Genomic DNA, 21,977 nt, shown 5'->3' with positions numbered 1-21,977 from the left:
AGACCTGTTCGAGCTGGCGAAGCAGGTGGACCAGCCGCCGATGGAAACCGTACAGAGGACCATCCGCATCGAACGCGCCGAGGCCGAAGACATCGTGGAGCAGCTCGGCGTGCTCTTTGGCGACGAAAATCGCGGCTCGGTCGGATCGGTGGGAAGAGCCGCCGCTCCGGGGAGCCCCGCACCTGTCGGAGGTGCTCCTGCGGCCACAGCGCCGGTGAGCACCTCAATGGGCGGTGGCCGGACCTCCGGCGGAGCCAAGCCGGTGATTCTGGCCGTGGCACGAACCAACAGCATCGTGGTCGTGGCCCGGCCGCTGGACATGCAGAAAATCGAGTCACTCGTGAAGGAACTGGACGCCGAATCCTCCTCCGGCCGCTTCTTTTCACGCAAGCTGAACTACCTCGATCTCACCGTCTTCCTCACCATCGCGGAAAAGGCCCTGCTGCGGAATGATTCCAAGCAGACGACCAGCAGCATCCCCACCCAGGACACCAACCGGCAGACCACCTCGACCGGCTTCTCGAACAACCTCGGCAGCGGCACAAACTCAGCCTTCAACAGCAGCGGCAACAGTTATGGCTCTGGCATGGGGGGTATCGGCGGCAGTGGCGGAATCGGCGGCCAGGCTCTGAGCGCCGGTGCCTCCTTGGAAGTCACCAAAAAGCCGATCAGCATCCTCATCGCGAACACGCTGGTGATCGCAGACCCGGCGAGTTCGAAGTTTTTTGCCAGCGGCCCGCCGGAACAGATCAAAGCCCTGCAGGATCTGGCCGAGGAACTCGATGTGCGCCCGCGGCAGATCCTCCTCTCCGCCATCATCGGCGAATTCACCCTGGGGGATGACTTCAATTTCGGCCTCGACTGGATCCAGTCGCTAAAAAAAGTGGGGGAAGACGGCCTCGTCGGCGGAGTCCTCAACACTCAAGGCACCGCCTTTGCCGATCCGTCGAATCTGAAGGACATCGCCGGATTCCTCGCCGCCAACGGCCCCGCAACGCTCAGCGGGCTCACCGCCTACGGCCAGATCAACAAGAACCTCAGCCTCTTCCTGCAGACTCTGGAGAGCACCCGTCGCTTCCACGTCCTGCAAAAGCCCACGGTGACCACGCTCAACCACCAGCCGGCCAGCATTTACATCGGCCAACAGATCGCCATTGCCGGGCAGACCTACACCAACGGGGCCGTTGCAGGCGGTGGTCTCGGCTTCACCTCCACCACGCAATACATCCCGGTGCGGCTGCAGCTGGACATCGTCCCGCACATCTACAACGACAGCGAGGTGATGCTCGAATTCCGCCAGCAGAACAACGACATTTCCGGCTTCACCACCATCAGCGGCAATCGCGTGCCCAACATCTCCGAGCAAGGCATGCAGAACAGCCTCATCGTCCCGGATCGTGCCACCGCCATGCTTGGGGGCCTTATCACCGAACGCGATACCAAGAACAATGGCGGCCTGCCTTTCCTCATCCGCATCCCGGTCATCAAGCATTTGTTCGGAAGCACCAACAACACCAAGGAACGGCGTGAGATGATGATCTTCGTCCAGCCGCGAATTCTTCCGGACACGACCTCCCACATGCTCGAGCAGGCGAAAATGGGCGACTACAGCCCCAACTTCGACGAGATCGCCACTTTTGGCGGCATGCCTGAAACGATCGTCCCGCGCGCCATTCCTGCCCGCGAAGACAGGCCCAACGACCTGCTCCCACCGCCTGAGCCTGTGGAACCGGCCAAAAAAGGGCTGCTGGGCAAGATGAAGTCATGGTTCAGCCGCAAAAAGGAGTGAAGCGTCGGCGCATCGCCCCTTCCCCTTCGTCACCAGAATCAACGTGACGAGCAGAAACGAATCGATCAGCTCCAAGCGCAAAAATCGTGGCGACAGACGCCTTTTGTCCGCCTTGATTCGCCGCCTCTCCTTCCACCTGCTGATGTCCTTCCGCTCCCTGTGCCTCGTCGCCTTCATCCTATTGCTGGCCGGTGCGATGTTCTTTCCGCTGCCACACGATTGGTCCGTGGGATGGCGGGGCGAGTTGCTCAATCGCCTTCACACGCCGTTATTCGCCGTCGCCGCCATGCTTCTCCATCGTGGGCGCCAGTGGAAGACCTTTCTCGTGGCGGCCATTGTGGCAGCCTTGGTTGAAATCATCCAACCTGCGTTCGGGCGCTCCTCCAGCATGGAAGATTTCATCTGGGGATTGATCGGCATCTCAGGTGCCATCGCATGGCAGGCGAGGCTCATCTTTCTGAGAGCCCTCGCATTGATCCTGGCCATCGCACCGCCTGGAATGCTCGCCGGCAGGGTGATTGCGGCAAAAATGACCGCAGCAGGACAGTTCCCCGTCTTGTTCGCCGCCACAGATCAGCCGGACACGATTCTGTGGCAGGTTTCGCGTCTCGCCAAGGAAACTCCCGAAGGCTTCATGCTAGGCCGTGGATCGAGCGTCCGTCTTGAAGTCACAAAACAGGATTGGAGTGAGTGGGAAGCACTCGCGCTCACAGGGACGGTGAATGACGGTCCGCCTCTCGAACTCGGAATCCGTTTGGACCTGGAGCCTTCCCAGCAGGGCCGGATTCATCTGCGGACCACCTTCCAGCCAGGCCGCAATCGTCTCCACGTGCCATGGCCGAAGAAGTCTCCGCTTCCACCTGTGAAGCAGATCGTCTTGTTCGTCAGTGCGGGCAAATCCGCCGCCAGTTTGACTCTGAACGACATCCGCCTGGTCGCTGATTCGAAGAAATAGAGACTTTTTCTTGTGCCGCTGGATCGGATCGTGCAAGGCTGTCAGCACTTATAGCACTCATCTTCTCGTGACCATCTCAGTATTCGGACTTGGCTATGTCGGCGCCGTCACCTCTGGCTGCCTTTCCCAAATCGGGCATCAAATCATCGGGGTGGACGTCCATGAGCCCAAAGTACGCGCCTTCAATGAAGGCAGATCGCCCATCGTGGAGCCGGAACTCGACGACATGCTGCAAACAGCGTGCAAAGACGGCCGTCTGCGTGCCACGACCGCCGCTGCGGAGGCGGTGGCTGCATCGTCCATCAGCATCATCTGCGTGGGCACCCCCTCATTGCCCTCTGGAAGCCTGGATCTCGGTTACGTCACCCATGTCACCCAGCAGATCGCGGCGGCGCTACGTCAGCAGGCCAAAAAACATGTCGTCGTGTTCCGTAGCACGATGCTCCCCGGCAGCACCCGGAGGATGGTCAATGATCAGTTCGCCGACCTCCTTGAAAGCGGACAGCTCCAGGTCTATTACTGCCCCGAATTCCTGCGGGAAGGAACGGCTGTGGCCGACTTTCGCGAGCCTTCGCTCGCAGTGGTCGGCACGGACGACGGCAATGCCCCCGCCTGCCCCGAGATCCTGTCACTCTTTGGTGGCACACCTTCCATTCTGCGTTGGGAAGGCGCTGAAATGATCAAGTATGCCTGCAACTACTTCCACGCCTTGAAGGTGGGATTTGCGAATGAGATTGGCAGGCTGTCCAAACATCTCGACGAAGATGCCTTGAGGGTCATGGACGTGGTCTGCCAGGACACGCGTCTGAACATCTCCCGCTACTACATGCGCCCTGGCGCGCCATTTGGCGGCTCATGTCTTCCAAAAGATGTCTCCGCCCTGCGTTCATTTGCCAGGCAGCAAGGCATCAATCTGCCCCTGCTCGACAACACGCAAGCGACGAACGACGCCCACCAGCAGCAGTTTGTGCAGTTGATCGAAAAGAGCGGAAAACGACGCATCGGCTTTATTGGCCTGGCCTTCAAAGCCGACACCGACGACCTGCGCGGCAGTCCGCTCGTGGCTGCGGCGGAAACCTTGATCGGCCGGGGCCACGCCGTGAGCATTTACGATCCACACATCAACCTTTCGCGCCTTATCGGCTCCAACGAGCAGCAAATCCAGGCCCGCATGCCTCACCTGGCGCAACTTCTCAAACAGGACGCAAGCGAGGTCATCGAAAGCAGCGACGTGCTCGTCATTTCACAGAAATGTGTACCAGCAGCCACCCTCCAAGACTGTGTCCGCCCTGAACAGATTGTCATTGATGTGAACGGCTGGGCAGCCCTCCAGGCTCTGCCTTGTCGATACGACGGGCTGTGCTGGTGATCACCTCAAATCCAGTGCTTGGGTTACCACCACGAAACCGGGCACTGAAAGATCCATGATTTGATTTCCACGTTGAAACACGTTATCCGACGACAAGCGATGCTCAGCACATCTAACGAAACCACCCCTCGACTAAGCTTTGTCTTTCCCTGCCTCAATGAGGAGGAAACGATTGAAACCTGCGTCACCCAAGTCAAACAAAGCTTGGATCAAAGCGGTGTTTCGTATGAAGTTGTCGTCGCTGACAACGGCAGCACAGACCGCTCCCGCGAGATCGCTGCCAGTTTGGGATGCCGTGTCGTGCCAGTGGCCGAACGCGGCTACGGCGCCGCCCTGCGGGGTGGAATCGAGGCAGCGTTGGGCGAATACGCGATGTTTGCCGACTGTGACAACACCTACGTCTATTCAGACGCCGCACGGCTCTACCAGCGTGCGTTGGACACAGAGGCCGACATGGCCATCGCCTCCCGCATCACGGGCAGGATTGAGCCCGGAGCCATGCCATTCCTCCATCGCTGGCTTGGCACTCCCGTGCTCACCTGGCTGATCAACCGGTTGTTTCACGGACACCTGACAGACTGCAATTCCGGCTTCCGTTGCATTCGGAAAACCGCGTACACCTCGTGGCAGATCCGCTCAAATGGCATGGAGTTCGCATCCGAGCTGCTCATCAAGGCTCTCAAAGCCGGAGCCACCACCTTTGAGATTCAATCAGGCCTGCGTAAAGGCCCCGAAGGCCGCATCGCGCATCTCCGCACCTGGCGTGATGGCATGCGGCACTTGCTGTTCATCTTTTCAGAAAAGCCCAAGCTGTTTGAACTAACAGGCCTCCTCACGCTGCTGCTGGCTACGGTGCTCCAAATCATGGCGTTCATCACTGGCCCGGTCAGAGTGGCAGGTGTGTTCCATGTGTTCGACATGCATAGCCAGCTGCTCCTGCTGCTCGCTGCCATCCTGGGGGCGCAGCTTTATCTCTTCGCCTGCATGCTTTACATCCAAGGAGGAGACAAGCCCTTGCCCCTCACGGAAAAACTTATCCACCTTGATGAAGGGGTTTTGTTCTTCACCTTGGTCACAACGCTTGCGACCTGTATCGCACTCGTTGCCTATATCGCAATTCAGTGGTCACTCGCGGGCTTCAGCAATCTGAATCTGGCCCGGAATCTGCTTTTCGGATCCCATATTCTGGCCGTTTCTTTGACGTTCTCAGCAGGCCTGCTCGGTTTACACATCCTCAAAAAAGCCCGGAAGTGATCCGCACAATTTCCTATACAGCAACATTTGAAGCCTCAGGAGGACCCCCACCTCCTGAGGAATCCTTCTAACTATTTACTTGCGACCAACCCAACAAAAGTTCATTGATCGCGAGTTGCGTCCTACCGCCTCCCCGGCCACGCAAGTTCCCTCCTGAAACGTTACTCATGCACAGTTTCGCCAACACACACTGGTTCAAAGCAAGCTATCGGGCTCTCCGGGACGTGGTCTTGTTTGTGGGTGCATACCTGTTGGCCAACTACGCACGCTTTTCAGTCTTGTGGAGAATTGATGATTATGTTCCGGCAATCGTCGCGGGCGCGACTGCCCTGGTGGCAGGCAATTACATCATGGGGCTTTACTCCATCGAATCCCACCGCCGTTCCTCATTCCGTCTGCATCTGATCCTGCTGTTGTTTGCCTTCGCAATCGCTCTCGTGTGCATCACGCTGACCGGCTATTTGAGTTTTGATTCGCGCATAGGACGCGGTTTCATGGCCTTGGGTTGTCTTTTCGCACTTCCGTTGCTGATCATCAATCACTGGATCATTTACCATAAGCACCGGCTGGCACCAGCACGGGTGGCATTCGTCGCGGAAAGCGACGAAGACATCCAGGAATACCTCAGAATCCGGGAGTTGTGCCCACCGGGCATTCAATTGGTGGGACGAATCGGAATCACAAAGGATGGTCCCACCCACCATGACTTCCTAGGCAGGCTTCCCTCGACCCGCAAGCTCATCCGTCAGCATAAACTTGACCGCATTGTGTTTCTTGACGGCCTGCTCAACAATGAAAAGGCACGGCAGGAATTCCGGATGCTGCGTTATCTAGGCTTTCACTGCAACAGCCTGATCTCCGAATGTGAAAAGCATCTTCACTACGTTCCGCTGCATCTTGTGAGCATGAACTGGTTGCTCACTTCCGAACTTTCGGCGCGCAACCTTTACTTCAGCAAACTAAAGCGGCTTTTCGACATCGTCACGTCACTGCTGCTTCTCGTCGTTCTTGCTCCGTTCTTGATCGTAGGAGTGGCGATCGTGCGTATTTTCTCCCCGGAAGGTCCGGTTCTGTTTAAACAAGAGCGGGTCGGACGTTTTGGGCGCCGCTTCCAGATCTACAAGCTCAGGAGCATGCGCACCGATGCGGAGAAGGCTGGGCCAGTATGGTCATCCGTCTCCAAAGATCCCCGTGTTTTTCCAGGTGGGGCATTTCTGCGTAAATACCGCATCGACGAGATCCCCCAGCTGTGGAACGTCCTGCGAGGGGAAATGTCGTTTGTCGGCCCGCGTCCAGAACGCCCGGAGTTTGTTGCCAGTCTATCAAGGGCAGTTCCTTATTACCAGGAACGACACATGGTGCAACCAGGGCTGACCGGCTGGGCGCAAGTGTGCTATCCGTATGGATCTTCGACCAACGACGCGAAGTGCAAGCTCGAGTACGACCTCTACTATTTGAAACACGCTGGCGTGGTGTTCGACTGTCTCATTCTCCTCGACACGATACGAGTGGTATTAGGTGGAGGTCTCAAGAATGTGGCCAAAGGACGTTATACTGCACATATGATCGAGCCTGACCAGCAGGCCGTCAAAGAAAGCGCCAGCAAGCTACAAATCGAGCCTCTTCTCTCTCAACCGGCGTGACTACCCAAGGCTATAGGGACGAGCAATTCTCAGTTGCCTCAGGCTGAAGTCATCAGATCGAGGTAGTTTCGAGCACAATTTGGCCACGAATACTGAGTGGCCTTTTGATGTAAAACCAGCTCATCAGGAGGAGCCACGAGAGCTTCATTCAAAGCGTTGGCGTATGCATTTGGATTCCGGCCAGAAACGAGAAATCGGCGTGTCATCGCGGGCTCTACGATTTCGGCAATCCCTCCGACGTCAGTACTGACCAGAGGGCGGCCTGTCGAGACGGCTTCCAGCACCACGTTGGGAACACCTTCATTGTGACTGCTTAGACATACAACATCTGCCGCCTGCATCCACTGCGCAACCTCCACAGGAGGCTGTCGGCCTGCAAACCTGAGACGGTTTGACAGACCGAGTGCTTCCGCCTGGTTGCGAAGGCTCTGCTCCAACGGTCCGCTGCCAACCAACGCAAGTGAGATGTTTTGGTGCTGGCTGGCAACGATTGCCATGGCATCGATCAGCAGTTCAATGCCTTTCACGGGGAGAAAGTTACCGACGAACAACAACAACCTCTCTTCGTCCGGTATGCCAAGAAGCCGACGCGCCTCCGGCCGGGATGAAGGGCGAAACACATCCATATGCACCCCATTGTACACCGTGTGCAGACGTGTCGCGTCTGCCCCAGCAGCCGCCAGACGATTTTCAAGATCCCGACTACGGGTGACGACCGCTCGAGCCCTTTTGCACATGCGAAGAATTGCATGGCGACGCATTGGCATCGTTAGATATTGGTGTACATCGGACCCTTGAGCCACTGACACCAAAGGCACTCCTGCAAAACAGGCAGCAACGGCGCAAGAGTCCGGGAACAGCCATGGAGCTAGAATGACATCCGGACGAAATCCCTCCAGATGCCGAAGCGCACGTGTGAGAGACCACTCAAAAAACCGGTGATTGCAGCCTCCGAATTTCGGCACGTAAACGGCGGAGTGGTAGGAAGGATTGAGAACAACATCTTCCGTCCTAGGCTGGAGACCGATCTGCCTCGCCCCCAAAGTCAACGATGGTCTAAAAGCCAGGACGCGTGTCTCCAAATCAGGCTGTTCCTTCTTCAATGCATGAAGCAGGGTAACATTGTCGAGACCTCTCCACGGCTCGCGCTGATCAGGAAAGAGATTGGAAATGAAAAGCAGCCTCATTTTACGTTTGCTGAGAACACAATCCCCCATGATCTAGCACTCTGGATTGGCACTGCATTCATGTGGCAAGATGATCCTTCGAGGAGTGACAAAGCCTTAGCCAAGTAACGGAGGCGGCGAGTAGATGTAGTCACGCCAGGCACCGGCATCACCGGATTTGCCATCTTCCGCCGCATGAATGATGTTCACCAGTTCCCGAGAACTCACATAGTGGAGTCTGATACCCGCAGAGCGGACCATCTGCTCCATCTCAGAGTGAAACTTCAATCTCGCCGGCCCAATATTCGAAGGATGCCCCGCCTCATGAGCACCGTGCGTGTGGAGCTTCACAAAACACCAGTTCTCTGCACCCTGCACGGATATCCCACACTTCATCCACAGCCCCATGCGCCGAACAGTCGGCGGATTTTGCGGTCCCAAGTCTGAGTTCTCGATCCGAGGAAGGATTCCGAGCTTTCTTCTGGTGAAGTCGAGACAAAGCGGCCCCTGAACCAGCAGTAAATGATCTGAGGAGTGACGCAATTCTGCGGTTCCCAGAGAACCGGCCCTCACCGGATGCCCACGATGGTGAGAACATCCCAAAGGCGTTGAGCGCGCGTAGTATAGCTGATTGACCACCGGAGCCTGGGTCCGATGAGGCGCGGACGGCATGGTGAGATCCGCATAGCAGCCCACGTTCTTCAATAATCGCAGTTCATCTCGAACACCACACCCACTGCCTTCAGGGTCAGAGTCATCCAATGCCCAATTGCCGTGAATGAAGCCAAAGGCTGGCTGCTCCAAAGCTCCACCGAGCAATCCATGAGATCTCAGGTCGCTCACGCCTTTTATCAGCTTGTCAACAAGACCATCAGGGGTGTCTCGATGGTGGTGCAGATGCACCTCCACCTCATTGCCGGTTCTCCTGCATAGATCCGCCAACGAGTCAACAACCTCATGGTCATATTGTTCAACAGGATAAAAGAACGTGTGCTTGGCGCGTTTCCCATCGGCATCGCAACTGCCTTGTGTCACCAACGGAAGACACTCGTGCCACCGTGCCATGCGTCTTAACGCACCGCTTTTGTCCGTGTTGTGAAAGGGCTCGAAATGATCACACACAGCCAACATTAGATCGGTTATTCGCCCCCTGCGTCGGAACAGGGTATCTTTCACCCAAGGCAGCAGCCAGCGGTCCATTGCTTTCATCATAAAGCTTGTGTGATCGATTCCACCATCATCTTAACTTCGTCGTGTGCGGTTCCACGTGGTTGACTGGCTCCCGCGCAGCCACCGAAAGAATCCAAGAAACAGTGCTGCATTCATGGCCGCAAAATAAGCGCTTGCCGAAGCTGCCTTACCCAGAACGCCAGGCAACCGGATCGAGGTGAAGCCTAGCGCCGTCCACGCGATTGCGCAAACCGCCACCAAAGCGAGGCCTGAAGCACCTGGAGCTCTCAAAACGACAAGCAGTAGCACTGCCAAAATCCCACCAACCAAAAAGAATGGCGTACTCCACCTCAATACCTTGTGCGAGAAAAATACCCAAGCCGCGAGACCGTTCGACGGATGCAGCAGACTCAGGCAGCGCGCCAGAATTTGAAAGTCCCCTGCTCCGATGCGCACCCTGCGTCCAAACTCATCCGCCAGCGCGGGCGGCAAATCCTCATAGGCCAGGGCCGTTGGCTCAAACATCACACGCCAGCCATCCATGAGCAGATGTAGTGGGATGTATAAATCCTCCACCACGATCTCCGGCGGGCACCCCTTCCACAAATCCCGTCGCAGGGCAAAGTTCGCGCCATTGGCACCGAGCAGCACACCCCGGCCGCCCTCGTGCTGCTTGAGCCAGGTTTCGAGCTTCCAGTAGATGTTCTCGGACTGCGTGTGCGCCTCCCCCGAACGCGTGCGAAAGCATAGCTTTCCACATACGCAGGCCACGCGTGGATCCTCGAAGCGCGTGACGAGACGCTTCAGCGTCTCCGGGGCGAAGGCCACATTCGCATCGCTCAGCACCAGGATCTCCCCCTTGGCCTGTCCGCACACCTCATTGAGCACGTTCACCTTGCCACGCCGCTGCGCGAACGGCAGCACGCGCACACGCGGATCGCCTTTGGCGGCTTCCGCAGCCAGGCGGTCCGTGCCGTCGTCGGAACCGTCGGACGCGATGAGGATTTCGATCTGGTCCGCCGGGTAGTCACACTGCAGCAGGTTCTCCACCCGGTGGCCAATGCATGCAGCCTCGTTGTAGCCAGCGACGATGACGGAGATGAAGGGCCACGCGGCGGGTGCCTCCGACACCGGCAGCAGGGGCCGCCGCTGGCCGATGAAGCGCCACCACAGCGGATAAAATAGGTAGGTGTGCAGCACAGCACCCACACACAGAACGAGAAGCAGCCAGACCAGGTGGATCATGCCTGTCCACCTCCGGCCTGTTTGGTCAATCCCGCACAGGCATTTTCAAAGATCTGTGCCGCAGCCGCCCAGGAGCAGTGGCGCGCCACCTCCTCCAGCGCATGGCGCGCCAGCTCAGCACCCAGCGCGGGAGAGCGCAGCACGCGCACCACGGAGGCAGCGGTGTCCTCAGCCGAGTTTGCCAGGAGCAGATGCCGCCCGTCTGCCACGTCCAGCCCTTCCGCGCCGATGCGGGTGGACACCACGGGGACCTCGGCGGCCATGGCCTCGTAAATTTTCAATCGCGTGCCACCGCCGACGCGCAGTGGCACCACCACCACATCCGCGGCGCGCAGGAAAGGCCGCACGTCCGGCACCGTTCCGGTGACCTCGATGTTCCTGCCGCCCGTGGCCAGTGCCTGGATATCCGCCGGCGGCTTGCGGCCCACGACGACAAACTTCGCGTTTGGCACCTCCTTTTGCACCAGCGGCCACACAGTCTCGGCAAACCACTGCACGCCATCGACATTCGCATACCAGTCCATGGACCCCATGAACACCACGGTAGGCACTGTCGGCGCTGACTTAGGCACAGCCTGGAAGTAGTCCAGATCAACCCCTGTCGGCACCACGCCGAGCACATTGGTCAGCTTCATCTCCTCCCGGAAGATGCGTGCGTCCTCCTCGGATACGGCCAACACCCCGTCAAAGCGGCGACTGGCCTTCTCCTCGAAGCGCTGCATGCGGTCGCGCTGGGCGTTCCAGTACCAAGCCTTGAGGCCGGTCTTGCCCTCGGCCCGCCGCTTCCAGATCATGGCCTCCACATTGTGCTGAAACAGCACCCAGGGGCACTGGCTCATTTCCTTCATATGCCATGGCAGGCTGGCGGCGGGAAAGAGAAAGTCGGAAACCACTACGTCAAACTGCTGTTCCCTGAACCTGGAGACGATGAGCTGGGACAATTTGGCTGACCTGAAGCGCTCCACCGCATACGGCAGGTCGGATGCCACATTGGCTAGCGCCCTGGCTAGAAATTTCCACCGCTGCAGATGCAGGGAGACCTTGGGCTCATGCGCCCAAAAGGCATGCGTGGAGTATGCATGCGCCTGTCTCGTGCCCTCGATCTGTCCCGCGTCTGCAGTCATGCCCACGAAGGTCACCTCACGCTGGTGATGCAAATGCCGCAGCACATGAAAGGTGCGCAGGTCGCCGCCACGGGTGAGTGGGTGCAGCGGGCTGGTTTTGATCCACAGAATACGCATTGTCACGTCACGGCATCAGAACACGATGAAGTCGGTGGAGAAGAGGTCCCAGTAGTAGAGGACCACTTCCATCAGCAGGTACATCACAACGAGGTCAACCCACGTCAGGCGGTCCCATTTTAGCATGATGGCTCCATACTCGTCAGGCTCAGGTTCTGCGGACTCATCCAGTTCCTCGGCATCCGCAATCACCACGGTTCCTGCGGGTGCCGCAGCAGGAGCAGCACCTGAAGCTGCAAGAGCGTCCGCCGACATCCGTGCCGAAACTCGGGTTGGAGCCGGTGTTTCTGGGGTGGCAATGATCTCGGCCGGGCTAGGAGGGGCTTGTACCAGGCTGAAAGCAACACTTTCAGGACCTGCATCATTGACCGGCAGCGTGAGGGCTGCTGTGGAAATCCCCGCCAGGGACACGGATTTGATTTCCTCCATCTGCTCCGCTTCACCTTCAATTTTTTCAGGCGGTTTGAAACGTCGATGAAAGGCCGACAACAAGCCGCTCAGCAGGAAATAGTCCATGTGGTAGGCGCGGTCCACCACCCAAGAAGAGATGGCGGTGGTGACCAGCAGGGCATAGATGGCACGCTGTGCCCGCTGCGCCTCGCTGCCGGGCACCGTCTTCGCCTGTAGCAGAAGGCGCGTCCCGGCGTAGAAGATGCCGACATATAGCATGACGCCGACATAACCCAGGTCGGCCCCATGCCTGACATAGGATCCATGAGTGGCTATGGGAATGTGGATAGTACGATGCAGCTTGGCCACACGAATGGAAACGTAACCCTGGAAGGTCTTGAGTCCCTCCCCTGTGCCCGTGTTTTCCATGGCGGCCTTCGCCTGCTGCCAAACAATCATACGTCCCTGGATGCCTTCATCGTCTTTGGACAGGGTGTTCATACGCGGGAGGGACTTCAAGGCAGCCAAACCAACGCCATACACAAAAACTAGCATCACGATTTGAAACCATACGGGTCGCTTGAACAGAAATAGCAACGTGAGACCGCCCGCTCCGGCAAGGAAGGCCCCCTTGGACTCGGTGAGTAGCACACAATGCACCGCCAACACAATCATTGCGATGCCCAGCACCTTGCTCTTCCCGCCAGCCATGACATACCAAGCGATGCCCACTGGTATCAAAGCCAGCACACCGTGACCCAAAGCGTTAGGGTTGCGAAAAATCCAGGTGTTGAGTGTCAGCCGGTCATGGAATGCGGCCGTGAGCTCTGCGGAGCCCTTCACCAGCTCAAAGCCCCAATGCTGGGACACAGCCAGCACGGCGAGCACGCCAATGCAGCCAAGCCAGATGTTGATGTATTTCTCCATCTTTTCCCAACTGGTGATTGCCAGCGCCGTGACTACATGGAAGCTGAAATATGTGAACACTTCCTTGAACGCGCCTGTATGGTCACTCGTGGCATAAATGGCCCAGGCACAATACGCCGTGACCATCCAGTCAATCGGCGTGGCGAAAACCTTTGAGGCGTTCAAGCCTGCCGGCCGACGGATGGTGAATACGATGCCCGCATACATCAGATACTTCACAAGGCTCACCCCGCTGATGATGGAGAAAATGTCCTGAGGACGGACGATCCACAAGAAGATCAGGAGGCAGGCGCAGGTGAAGTCCACTCGATGATTTCCATTTGGTATTTAGGCCCTGGCTCGGAGCGCGAGCTGCCGGTAAACCGAGGCATAGTCGGCGGCGGTTTTCTCCAGAGGATGCCCGAGTTCCACCATGGCGCGCGCCTCTCTGCCCATGCGTTGCATCTCCTCTGGCGACGCCAGCAGAGTGGTTATGGCAGCAGCCACCTCATGCACATTCCTCATGGGGGCAGCGCGGCCATTCACGCCTTCAAGGATCAGTTCCTCTGAACCACAAGCATGGTTCATCAAAACGGGCACCCCACAACTCATTGCTTCAAGGGACACATTGGACATGCCTTCAGATGTGGAAGTCAGCACCATCAGATCAAGAGCATTGTAAACAGCGGGCATATCGTTGCGGTGTCCCAACCATATGATGCGGCGAGCAAAGGGATGCGTCGCAATCATGGCGCTCACGGCGGGTTCGCACATGCCCCCCGCTCCAGCGAGGACCAAGGTCGCGCCAGGAAAGGCGGCTGCCACCTCCTTAAAAGCCTCAATCAGCAGTTCATGCCGCTTTTCCGGGACGCAGCGCGCCACCATGCCGATGCAAGGCCCGACCGCCGGAATGCCAAGGACGGCGCGGGACTGTGTTTTGTCTCCAGGGCAAAACTTCCGTGTGTCCACCCCATTACGAATAACGCGCAACTCCACCCCGCCACAAATGCCAAAGGCGGTCATCTCATCCGCCTGTCCCTGGGACACTGTGTGAACCACATCACAGCGCGTGTAAAGAGCGCGACGCAAACGCAGGCGCCAAGGAGAGCGCTCCCATGCATACAACAGGGCGTGTTCCCCGTGAAGCAGACCGGTACGACCGCCTCCTATGGCTAAAATGGAGTAGATCAACGCGTTCCAATTGTGTGAATGCACAACATCCGGCTGTAGATTCTTGATTACTTGACGCAGACGCAGCACACAGCCGATGTCCAACCCGTGCTTTTTCCTCATCTCCAACACCGGCGTGCCTGGCGGCAGCCGGTCCTTGAACTCATCCGCTTCAGTCAGCGCACAGATCGCCACGTTGAACTCTGGCACGGGAAGCCGCATCGCCACCTGGGCAATCATGTTCTCCATGCCACCAGGTCGGTAAGCATGAAGAACGTGTAGGACGCTGATTCCCATGAAAAATTAAACGGCCAACATTCAACCAAGCCTAGCTTCAGTTATCTTCGCCACCTTTGGCCGTTTTGTAATATGTGGGCTCGTAGTATCGGGAATAGTAGCGGCCGTAGTAATAGTAATTTTCGATGCGTTGCAGGTTCACGCAGTTTAGCACGAAGCCGTACACTTGGACCCTGGATTGGTGCAAAATTTCCGAGGCAGTGACGACATCCCGCTGGGTGGTCTGGTCCGCGCGGATGACAAAGATCAGCCCGTCTACAACCTTGCTGATGAGAAGCGAGTCCGCAATGCCAAGCAAAGGAGGGGTGTCCACAATCACGCGGTCAAACTGCGGTCTCAGGATGTCGATGAGATCCTTTAGATGACGCCGCCCCAGCAGGTCATGGCTGTTGCGAGCGTCCCTGCCGCAGGACAAGAACTGGAGATTCTCCAGCCCAGACGGCTGCACCGCATCCTCCCATATCACACCATCCCCAAGCACTTCCATCAAACCGACGTGCTGACGGCTGAGATTGAAAATCCTGTGCAACGTGCCGCGACGAAGATCGGCATCCACCAACAGCACTTTTTCCCCAGCTTCAGCAAAGGACTTTGCCAAGTGTGCGGCCACAGTGCTTTTTCCATCGCTAGGGCGGGCGCTGGTAACCATGATCACCTGCTTCTTGTTGTCCGCTGGCGCGTAGAAGGGCAGCGAGCTGCGGATGATGCGGAAGGACTCGTCGGCGTGGGTGGCGGTGTGAGAGTCGTCATCCGACTTGTCCCCGTTTGCGAGCTGCCTCACTAATGGACGGTCCTTGTCCTCCATCAACGGGACGATGCCACAGGCAGGATATTGGCAGTATTTCTCCGCCTCTCCCACAAAAGAGGAAGTGAAACGAAATCGTTCTGTGAGCACCGGAGCCCCAAGACCAAGGCCAAATGAAAGAGCCAGCGCATAAGTGAGCAACTTCTGCTTGTTCGGAGAGACAGGAATATCGTCGCGAACTTCGGTGAAGCCTTTGAACTGGAAGTCCACCTGCACTTCCGGCCCCGTGTACTCCATCGCGGTCAGGCGGGACTTCATAACCATGTAGGCTTGTTCCCAGGCCAAGCGACCACCCGATTGCAGCCTGAAATCACGGCGGTAGTCATCATAGCCAGCGATCAGCTTGCGGTATTCAGGCAGCATCTCCTGAAGCTCTTTTAGTTTCTCATTGAGGTGCAGTCGCTCCAGCCGGAAGGCTTCAAGTTCCTTCTTCCACTCCACGTCCAAGGCAAAAGTGAGGGCATCAATCTCCTTCTTAAGCTCGCGCATTTTCTCATGTCCTGGCAGCAGTGAGGAGGACAGACGTTGAAATTCACGTTGTGCTTCAAGCAGGCTTGCATTAATGCCCTCCCAGACCTCTGATCCCTTCGATATCTCGGGCATCACAATCGTGGTGCTGGCAACAGGCCTGGCAGGCGCAGGACCTCCCTGATTCACATCAACAGGATCTTTCACTTCACCAGTGACACCAGTGACGACATTGGCAGAGGTGCTCTTCATCATGAAGGGATCCGGCTGTTCCCCACGCCGCACAATAGTGCCTACAGGCAGTGGTGCAGCACGATATTTCTGTAGCAGTGCCAGCTTCTCAGCACTGGTAGGAGCGGTAGCTTCGATGAACTTTTCCATTTCCTCCATCGCATCCAGCTGCGACCTGTAAGTCAGCATCTGCGTCGGCAGTTGCTCCAGCTTGTTGTTGGCCACATAATTTTCGAGAATCTGATTCTCAGATTCAAACCGCCTATCTCGCTCCGTCTCGGCCTTGAGATTCTCCCGAATGCGGTCCATTTCCTTGGTAAACCCCTGGATCAATACGTCACGGTGCTTAATTCGGGACTCTGTAAGGTAGTCATGGTACTCCAGCAGCATCGCCTCTGGCCAAAGCCTGGCCAACCGCGGCTCGTATACCCACACCTCAATCTCCAATTGCGAAGCCACACTGCTGGTAATCTTCAGTTTGGAGATGTAGCGCGTCCAGATGGTGCCGAGTTCGCTGAGGTTCTTAACCAATCCGAGGCGGATGGCTGTACGTTCTGCCAGCCACCTCGACTGCAGTCCCATGAAGAGCTGCGCATGGATACTGTCCCAGCGAGTGTTGCCACGAACATCTGAAATCTCAGATTTGATGGGCAAATCGACATAACTCCACTCCACAGAACTCTTGGAGTAGTAAGAAGGCTTGCCATACACAAAATACGCCAAGGCAAGAACACATCCCAGCAGCCCGCTAAAGACACCCAGACGCCAATATTTTACGTACCTCGAAAGGAACTGAAGGACGTCCTGAAACGTGATAAATTTCTTGAAGTTCAGCGAAGCCATGTTGGATATCCTTGGGACTGGATAGAATTAGAGACCGAAAACTTTCTTTGGCACCACAATGCAGTCGCCCTCCAGCATGGGAGGATCCTCGGCCCTCCCCATTTCTATTGCTTCGAAATTCACGTTGATGCGAAGCACCCCCCCTCCGCTATTACGGAGAATATAGGACTTTCGCTTGTTGGCGAACGGTTTGAAACCGCCAGAGTCGATGATGGCTTGATAGGCCGACACCGGAGCATCTCCAAGAGGTCGCACCGTCACGCGGCCAGTTTGTACAATCTCACCACTGAGTCGCAAAGTCAAGCCGCCAGCGGCAGTCTCCGCCCGGGTACCTGGATCCACTATGACAGTGGCCTGACGTAATTGGTTGGCCTGTAGGGAATTCTTGATCCGCACTTCTGCTTCAGAGAGACTTAACCCCTGGACACCAACTCGACCAACCTTGGGCATAATGATGTCACCGCTGGGCCGAATTGCGAAAGTGCCATTAAACGAGCTATCCTCCAGCACGAAGACATCCACCAAGTCACCAATTTGGATACGATAACCACCACCTCCCGGCGACCGGACGGCTGAGTTTGGTAATGGCGCAGGGACCCCATGTTCATCATGGGTGGTGCATGAAACGACACCCAAAACTGCTAGGAAACAATGGACCAGAAAATGATACTGACGCTGGCTAGAAGCGTTTAGAGATGCCGAGATACAAGTAATGTTCACTGTAGTTTGTGGTCAGGTTGGTGTGGACATCCTCATACTGGTAGAAACACTGCGATTGCACTGTCTGAGTAACGGCGTACATTAAGCCGAGGCGGTATGTCCACCGGTCCATGATTAACGAGTTGCTCTCGATTTCAATTCTTTCCCACCCAGCGGAGGCAAAATTGTTGATTCGGCTCGTAATTTTGGTCGTCGTCATCAATCCAGCATACTTGATAACTTGATCACCTTCAACAAGTGCATCCGAGTGGCGCTCCGAAACTCCAGCAAAACCAAGCAAATTTGTGCGTGCTCCTAATTGATGCGTCACTCTGTATTCCGCGTAGTCTTCCAAGCCAGGTATCGCCGCTATCGGTTTGTAGACACGGCGTCCAATTTCAGCCATTTGGTAGGTGCGATAACCAAGTCGCTGCTGAATTCCAATAAGTGCAGTCCAACCTTCGTAGCCCGCATTGTTTCCAGTCGTCCAATAGTAGCCTGCCTCCACATAACCCGCCAAGTATGAGGTCAACTGCTTACGAACACCCGCCACTGACCAATGCAAAAAGCTGTCGTACGGCTCCGCACTTGCAAAGTTATAGCCAGCATACGCCAGGAACGTAGGAGCACCTGATCTAATGTAAGCACCACCAGTTATTCCAGCATAGATACTTTTGAAGTCTCGATCCCATACATCCACTCGATCGAAATATAGTAAGCTCTGGGTAGACAAACCAAGTTGCGCTGACGCACGTGCACCAGCGATATTGTAATATCCCGCCAGGCCATCCCAGCCATCGTTACGAGTCCGAAAACGTGCAGTCGGATCGTAGCTCGAAACATTTCCGGATCCATATCCAACACCATAGCGCCCAACACGATCTATAGGGGACAAATCCCCCCAAGATACGGTAGCATTTACAAATACATCCCAGATGTTGTAGGGATAAATAAATGGGGTGAATTGATCATACACGACAAACTTCCAGTTTCCAATGTCCTTCGTCCATGCCACCTGCAAAAGAGCAGACGTGGCGAAATTTGGAAGCATCATTCCTCCCATAGGCCCCGGAAGCGCCCAGCCCACACGCCCCTCGTTTGGCAGCCAATAAATGTAGGGCTGAAGACTCAGCGCCAAAGAGTCCCCCAATATCAAAGTAGCTCTGAACGATAGCCAGACAATGTAGGCCCAGCGATCATCTGGTGGAAGATTCTGAATTCCTGGAAAGGATCCATTGATGTCACTGTATATGGCACCAAAGCCGGCATAGAAGTTATCTAGCAAAAGTGGCCCCGCATACATGCGGAAATCGCCCGAGCCATGATCGTAAGGACTCCCCCAGGAAACGCCGATGCCCGGAAGTGCAAAACCACCAACACCTGCTTTCGTAAGATAAGTAAAGTCCCCCAACGTGCTGAACATTGACCATGACGTATATCTGTTCAGGTTGTCGATTGAACCATAAACCCCTCCGACCAGTTGACGGAAATCCTCGGCCACATCACCAAAAGTGACATCCCTGTACAAGCCTTTCTGCGGCATATATTGGTATTGCCCATAAGGGCGAGCCACGTCAGCGGCAAGCCCACCATCTTCATTCCCCGAAGATTCAAATGCTTGACCTCTTGGGTGCTGCGCAGAAAGCCCAACTGGCGCAAGTCCCATGAACAAAATACACACAAATCTCCAATGGGCTGGAAAAACTGCGTTCAGAATGTTAGTGAAAAAGTTTTGCATTGATGCAACGCAGGTTATCAAAGGGTGAATAGCCGCTGATATCTTATTGTCGTTGTGACCTTACAACTGCTCTCAGGAAGCAAAATGCACCGTAGGCAAGCCCCCCTATAAGAGGCAGGCAAATAACGGGAAGCCAAACGAACTTCCAAACTTTCGCTAAACCAGAATCTCCTACAAGATCAATAAGCAATGTTAGTGCCAAAACTAGCCAAGCCCCTGAAGACATTAGCAAAACCAACATCGAAATATTTTGGGGCTCGAACAGAAGGGCATTTTGAAACAGGTTCATATGCTAATGATCCAGGTGCCAGTGCCACTATCCAAACTACAAACTCTTCCAAACAATCGGGTTATCAAAGAAAGGCTTAGCCCGCGCCGATGGATACACTGTCAACATCATGGCATCCCATGATGCTTTCTCACCAAACAGCTTGTCCACTGTCGGCGTGAGATTGTTGTTATCCAACAACAAAGTCAGCATCATAACGGTCCCTGAGTCACCACAAGCGACACCCTCCACGTAAACGTGTTTGGGAGGCAACGAAGTAGCGGCAGGCCATTGAACTCGACGTCTAGCTGGATCTGCCGAATCCAGGAGCAAAGTTTTTCTTGTGGGTTCAAGCCAAACCAACATCCGACCACTCCGGGATTGCTCATCTTCAAAGCTTTTGAAACGCCCGCGGCGGCTCCCTAGGTTCACAGGACGCAGGTCAAGTATAGCACTGGTCTTGTAGTAGAGAAACTTGAGCTCAGGGGACCCAGTCGGCGACTGCCGAGCCGTGTTATGAATGACGGAAAGATCAACACGGGCCAGTTCGCGAGTTCCAACGATGAGGCCCGGGGGATTTCTCTTGATATTCGGACTAACGTCCACGTCGGTCGAATTCAGGTAACCGTCATAATTGGTATCTGCTGTAATACTCACTCTCCCAAGAGATCTGTCCTGCTCGGGAAAGTAACCCACACCAAAGCCGAAACCACCGAATCCGCCAAAGGCATATACATTGATGGCTCCGACGATCGCCAGAACCGAAAGAACTGTTTTCTTTTTCAGCTTAATAATGTTCATTTTAGTGCTTCTTGTGAAATCGATTTAACCCTCTGCCACTACCTTGAAACCAGGGTGTCATCCTAGATGGGACGGTAAAAATTGGCAATGATTTTTTTTGTTCCAGATTTGTTGCGACTACCAAATTGCGAACGAACAGTTGATCGTCTTTTGGCCCACAGCAGTTTCTGTGCCACCATAAGCTTTGGTTGTCGACAAAAAACTTGCCCTAGATGATTATCTCAGGCGCAAAATTGCTCCCACAGGTAGATGTTGTGAACTGTAGTTTAAACCACTTTCACAAAGTATTACTTTCCAGTGACCTGAAAGGAAGATGTGATCTATCCTAAGCCAGGGCGAGCCAACACGCGCAATAGAACGAAGATTAGCCGGAAAAGTGCTACCAAACCCACTCCCTGCAGCCATATGTGCATCTTGCATTAAATCGCATAAAATCTGATATGACTCTCCAGCGGGGGGCATATTCAAGTCGCCCATCAGCACCACAGGAACCACTTCATCACGTACCAGCGCGGAAATTCTGGAGATCATTTCGACACGTGCACGCCACGGCCTGAGATAAAGAAGATGCCGTTCAGCCAGAGGAGTTCCAGGCACCAAACCAAGCAAACCATACAGAAAAGTCCCGCGAGAAGCATACCAATACAGCAAATCTCGTGGCGTCGGAAGATGTAGATTATACACTGCGACCAGAGTGCCATCCCAATCGACTATTGTTCGACATCCCGCACGATAGCGACGACCGGGGGTCTCCGTCCAGTCCAAATCTAAAGCCGCACTTTCAACGATTGGCCAGCGACTGATCAGCACAAACTCGCCAACCTGTTGGCCGTGTCGGAACCCAGAAAACTCGGGCATTTCTGAGATCTGGCTAAGGCGGCGCCCTGCGTCCTGAAACACAGCGATATCTGCGTCGATCTGTCTCTGAAAATCACCCAGCACCCGCGAGGCACCCTGACCACGATTGTAAGTCATCACCTTCAGAGTTTGAAGTTCTTTCACACTCTGTCTCTCCCGCCAAGGCACCCGTAGATGAAAGCCCCCCAGCCAAAGAGTACCTGTAACGGCGACAACCGCCGAGGCAAATGAGAGGCGCCAATTTGCGAATATTACTGACGTAAGAAGGCAGAAAACCGGCAGAGATGCCAGAGTCCATGCTGGAAGGTAGGACAGAAAAACGGTAAGAAGATTCGATTCCGCTCTGTATTTGATTGCTACATAAAAAAGTATGCTGAACACTAACAAGAGCCACAACGGCACCCTGATTTTTGATCCAAGTCTTCGCCACAAGCAACGCCACGAAACCAGTTCGTCATGGCTTTGTGACGCGATTTCTGAAATGTCGCTTCGTTTTTGAGGACATTCCGGTCCGTTGTTCATGTGTAAGGTTTGTGGTCACTGAACTTGCACAGAAGCCACCAACTAGTGGTTCAATCCAAGGAAAGTTGATGGTTAGAGACGTGTTGAACTGAGCCGCTGCGCGGAGGGTGCGTGAGGGGAGTTTGGATGGGGAGTACGCTGGGGGGCTA

The 21,977-nt window shown here is 55.5% G+C and carries 16 protein-coding genes; 5 read left to right on the top strand and 11 right to left on the bottom strand.

The features are described 5' to 3' along the window. The 5 genes from IAE77_RS27145 to IAE77_RS27125 form a co-directional block, all read left to right on the top strand. A partial coding sequence (locus IAE77_RS27145; protein WP_294233717.1) for a secretin N-terminal domain-containing protein occupies nucleotides 1–1,789 on the top strand: 1,789 nt, incomplete at its 5' end. Between the two features lie 112 nt (nucleotides 1,790–1,901). Continuing rightward, nucleotides 1,902–2,744: a hypothetical protein gene (locus IAE77_RS27140; RefSeq protein WP_294233716.1), complete on the top strand. Its 843-nt coding sequence runs from the start codon at nucleotides 1,902–1,904 to the stop codon at nucleotides 2,742–2,744. Between the two features lie 67 nt (nucleotides 2,745–2,811). Continuing rightward, the gene (locus IAE77_RS27135; RefSeq protein ID WP_294233712.1) at nucleotides 2,812–4,113 is read left to right on the top strand and encodes a nucleotide sugar dehydrogenase; all 1,302 of its coding nucleotides are present in this window, start codon (nucleotides 2,812–2,814) and stop codon (nucleotides 4,111–4,113) included. Nucleotides 4,114–4,185: 72 nt separating this feature from the next. After that, nucleotides 4,186–5,367 (top strand): glycosyltransferase family 2 protein, encoded by a 1,182-nt coding sequence (locus IAE77_RS27130; RefSeq protein WP_294233710.1) that lies wholly within the window; start codon nucleotides 4,186–4,188, stop codon nucleotides 5,365–5,367. 167 nt (nucleotides 5,368–5,534) lie between these two features. Next, complete coding sequence (locus IAE77_RS27125) at nucleotides 5,535–7,010, top strand: exopolysaccharide biosynthesis polyprenyl glycosylphosphotransferase (protein WP_294233707.1); 1,476 nt, start codon at nucleotides 5,535–5,537, stop codon at nucleotides 7,008–7,010. A gap of 38 nt (nucleotides 7,011–7,048) precedes the next feature. Here the strand turns inward: IAE77_RS27125 and IAE77_RS27120 are convergent, their stop codons facing one another. The 11 genes from IAE77_RS27120 to IAE77_RS27070 all read right to left on the bottom strand — a co-directional run bounded on the left by IAE77_RS27120 (nucleotide 7,049) and on the right by IAE77_RS27070 (nucleotide 21,828). Continuing rightward, the gene (locus IAE77_RS27120; protein ID WP_294233704.1) at nucleotides 7,049–8,197 is read right to left on the bottom strand and encodes a glycosyltransferase; all 1,149 of its coding nucleotides are present in this window, start codon (nucleotides 8,195–8,197) and stop codon (nucleotides 7,049–7,051) included. Between the two features lie 96 nt (nucleotides 8,198–8,293). Next, nucleotides 8,294–9,388 (bottom strand): hypothetical protein, encoded by a 1,095-nt coding sequence (locus IAE77_RS27115; protein ID WP_294233701.1) that lies wholly within the window; start codon nucleotides 9,386–9,388, stop codon nucleotides 8,294–8,296. A gap of 30 nt (nucleotides 9,389–9,418) precedes the next feature. Continuing rightward, nucleotides 9,419–10,591 (bottom strand): glycosyltransferase family 2 protein, encoded by a 1,173-nt coding sequence (locus IAE77_RS27110; protein WP_294233698.1) that lies wholly within the window; start codon nucleotides 10,589–10,591, stop codon nucleotides 9,419–9,421. Beyond that, nucleotides 10,588–11,832, bottom strand: coding sequence for a glycosyltransferase (locus tag IAE77_RS27105; protein WP_294233719.1), 1,245 nt, complete (start codon nucleotides 11,830–11,832; stop codon nucleotides 10,588–10,590). The genes IAE77_RS27110 and IAE77_RS27105 overlap by 4 nt, the downstream gene beginning before the upstream one ends. A gap of 15 nt (nucleotides 11,833–11,847) precedes the next feature. Continuing rightward, entirely contained in the window at nucleotides 11,848–13,455 is a 1,608-nt protein-coding gene (locus IAE77_RS27100) for an O-antigen ligase family protein (protein ID WP_294233695.1), read from the bottom strand. 21 nt (nucleotides 13,456–13,476) lie between these two features. Then, the gene (locus IAE77_RS27095) at nucleotides 13,477–14,547 is read right to left on the bottom strand and encodes a glycosyltransferase (protein WP_294233693.1); all 1,071 of its coding nucleotides are present in this window, start codon (nucleotides 14,545–14,547) and stop codon (nucleotides 13,477–13,479) included. An 85-nt stretch (nucleotides 14,548–14,632) separates the two neighbouring features. Next, the gene (locus IAE77_RS27090; RefSeq protein WP_294233690.1) at nucleotides 14,633–16,942 is read right to left on the bottom strand and encodes a tyrosine-protein kinase domain-containing protein; all 2,310 of its coding nucleotides are present in this window, start codon (nucleotides 16,940–16,942) and stop codon (nucleotides 14,633–14,635) included. A 27-nt stretch (nucleotides 16,943–16,969) separates the two neighbouring features. Then, the gene (locus IAE77_RS27085) at nucleotides 16,970–17,662 is read right to left on the bottom strand and encodes a polysaccharide biosynthesis/export family protein (protein ID WP_294233686.1); all 693 of its coding nucleotides are present in this window, start codon (nucleotides 17,660–17,662) and stop codon (nucleotides 16,970–16,972) included. Then, a complete protein-coding gene (locus IAE77_RS27080; RefSeq protein WP_294233683.1) occupies nucleotides 17,622–19,379 on the bottom strand; it encodes a hypothetical protein in 1,758 nt (585 codons plus the stop codon). Before IAE77_RS27080 ends, IAE77_RS27085 begins: the two co-directional genes overlap by 41 nt. A gap of 325 nt (nucleotides 19,380–19,704) precedes the next feature. Then, nucleotides 19,705–20,448, bottom strand: a complete 744-nt coding sequence (locus IAE77_RS27075; protein ID WP_294233680.1) for a hypothetical protein — start codon at nucleotides 20,446–20,448, stop codon at nucleotides 19,705–19,707. A gap of 216 nt (nucleotides 20,449–20,664) precedes the next feature. Continuing rightward, nucleotides 20,665–21,828, bottom strand: coding sequence for an endonuclease/exonuclease/phosphatase family protein (locus IAE77_RS27070; RefSeq protein WP_294233677.1), 1,164 nt, complete (start codon nucleotides 21,826–21,828; stop codon nucleotides 20,665–20,667). Nucleotides 21,829–21,977: the final 149 nt, after the last annotated feature.

The organism is Prosthecobacter sp. (assembly GCF_014879935.1).
Lineage (GTDB): Bacteria > Verrucomicrobiota > Verrucomicrobiia > Verrucomicrobiales > Verrucomicrobiaceae > Prosthecobacter.
This window is presented reverse-complemented; position numbering and strand designations above follow the sequence as displayed.

Coding starts and splice junctions, on each gene's coding strand:
- IAE77_RS27070 (WP_294233677.1), bottom strand. CDS start 21,828: ATGAACAACGGACCGGAATGTCCTCAAAAACGAAGCGACATTTCAGAA.
- IAE77_RS27105 (WP_294233719.1), bottom strand. CDS start 11,832: ATGCGTATTCTGTGGATCAAAACCAGCCCGCTGCACCCACTCACCCGT.
- IAE77_RS27090 (WP_294233690.1), bottom strand. CDS start 16,942: ATGGCTTCGCTGAACTTCAAGAAATTTATCACGTTTCAGGACGTCCTT.
- IAE77_RS27095 (WP_294233693.1), bottom strand. CDS start 14,547: ATGGAGAACATGATTGCCCAGGTGGCGATGCGGCTTCCCGTGCCAGAG.
- IAE77_RS27125 (WP_294233707.1), top strand. CDS start 5,535: ATGCACAGTTTCGCCAACACACACTGGTTCAAAGCAAGCTATCGGGCT.
- IAE77_RS27110 (WP_294233698.1), bottom strand. CDS start 10,591: ATGATCCACCTGGTCTGGCTGCTTCTCGTTCTGTGTGTGGGTGCTGTG.
- IAE77_RS27120 (WP_294233704.1), bottom strand. CDS start 8,197: ATGAGGCTGCTTTTCATTTCCAATCTCTTTCCTGATCAGCGCGAGCCG.
- IAE77_RS27115 (WP_294233701.1), bottom strand. CDS start 9,388: ATGATGAAAGCAATGGACCGCTGGCTGCTGCCTTGGGTGAAAGATACC.
- IAE77_RS27080 (WP_294233683.1), bottom strand. CDS start 19,379: ATGCAAAACTTTTTCACTAACATTCTGAACGCAGTTTTTCCAGCCCAT.
- IAE77_RS27075 (WP_294233680.1), bottom strand. CDS start 20,448: ATGAACATTATTAAGCTGAAAAAGAAAACAGTTCTTTCGGTTCTGGCG.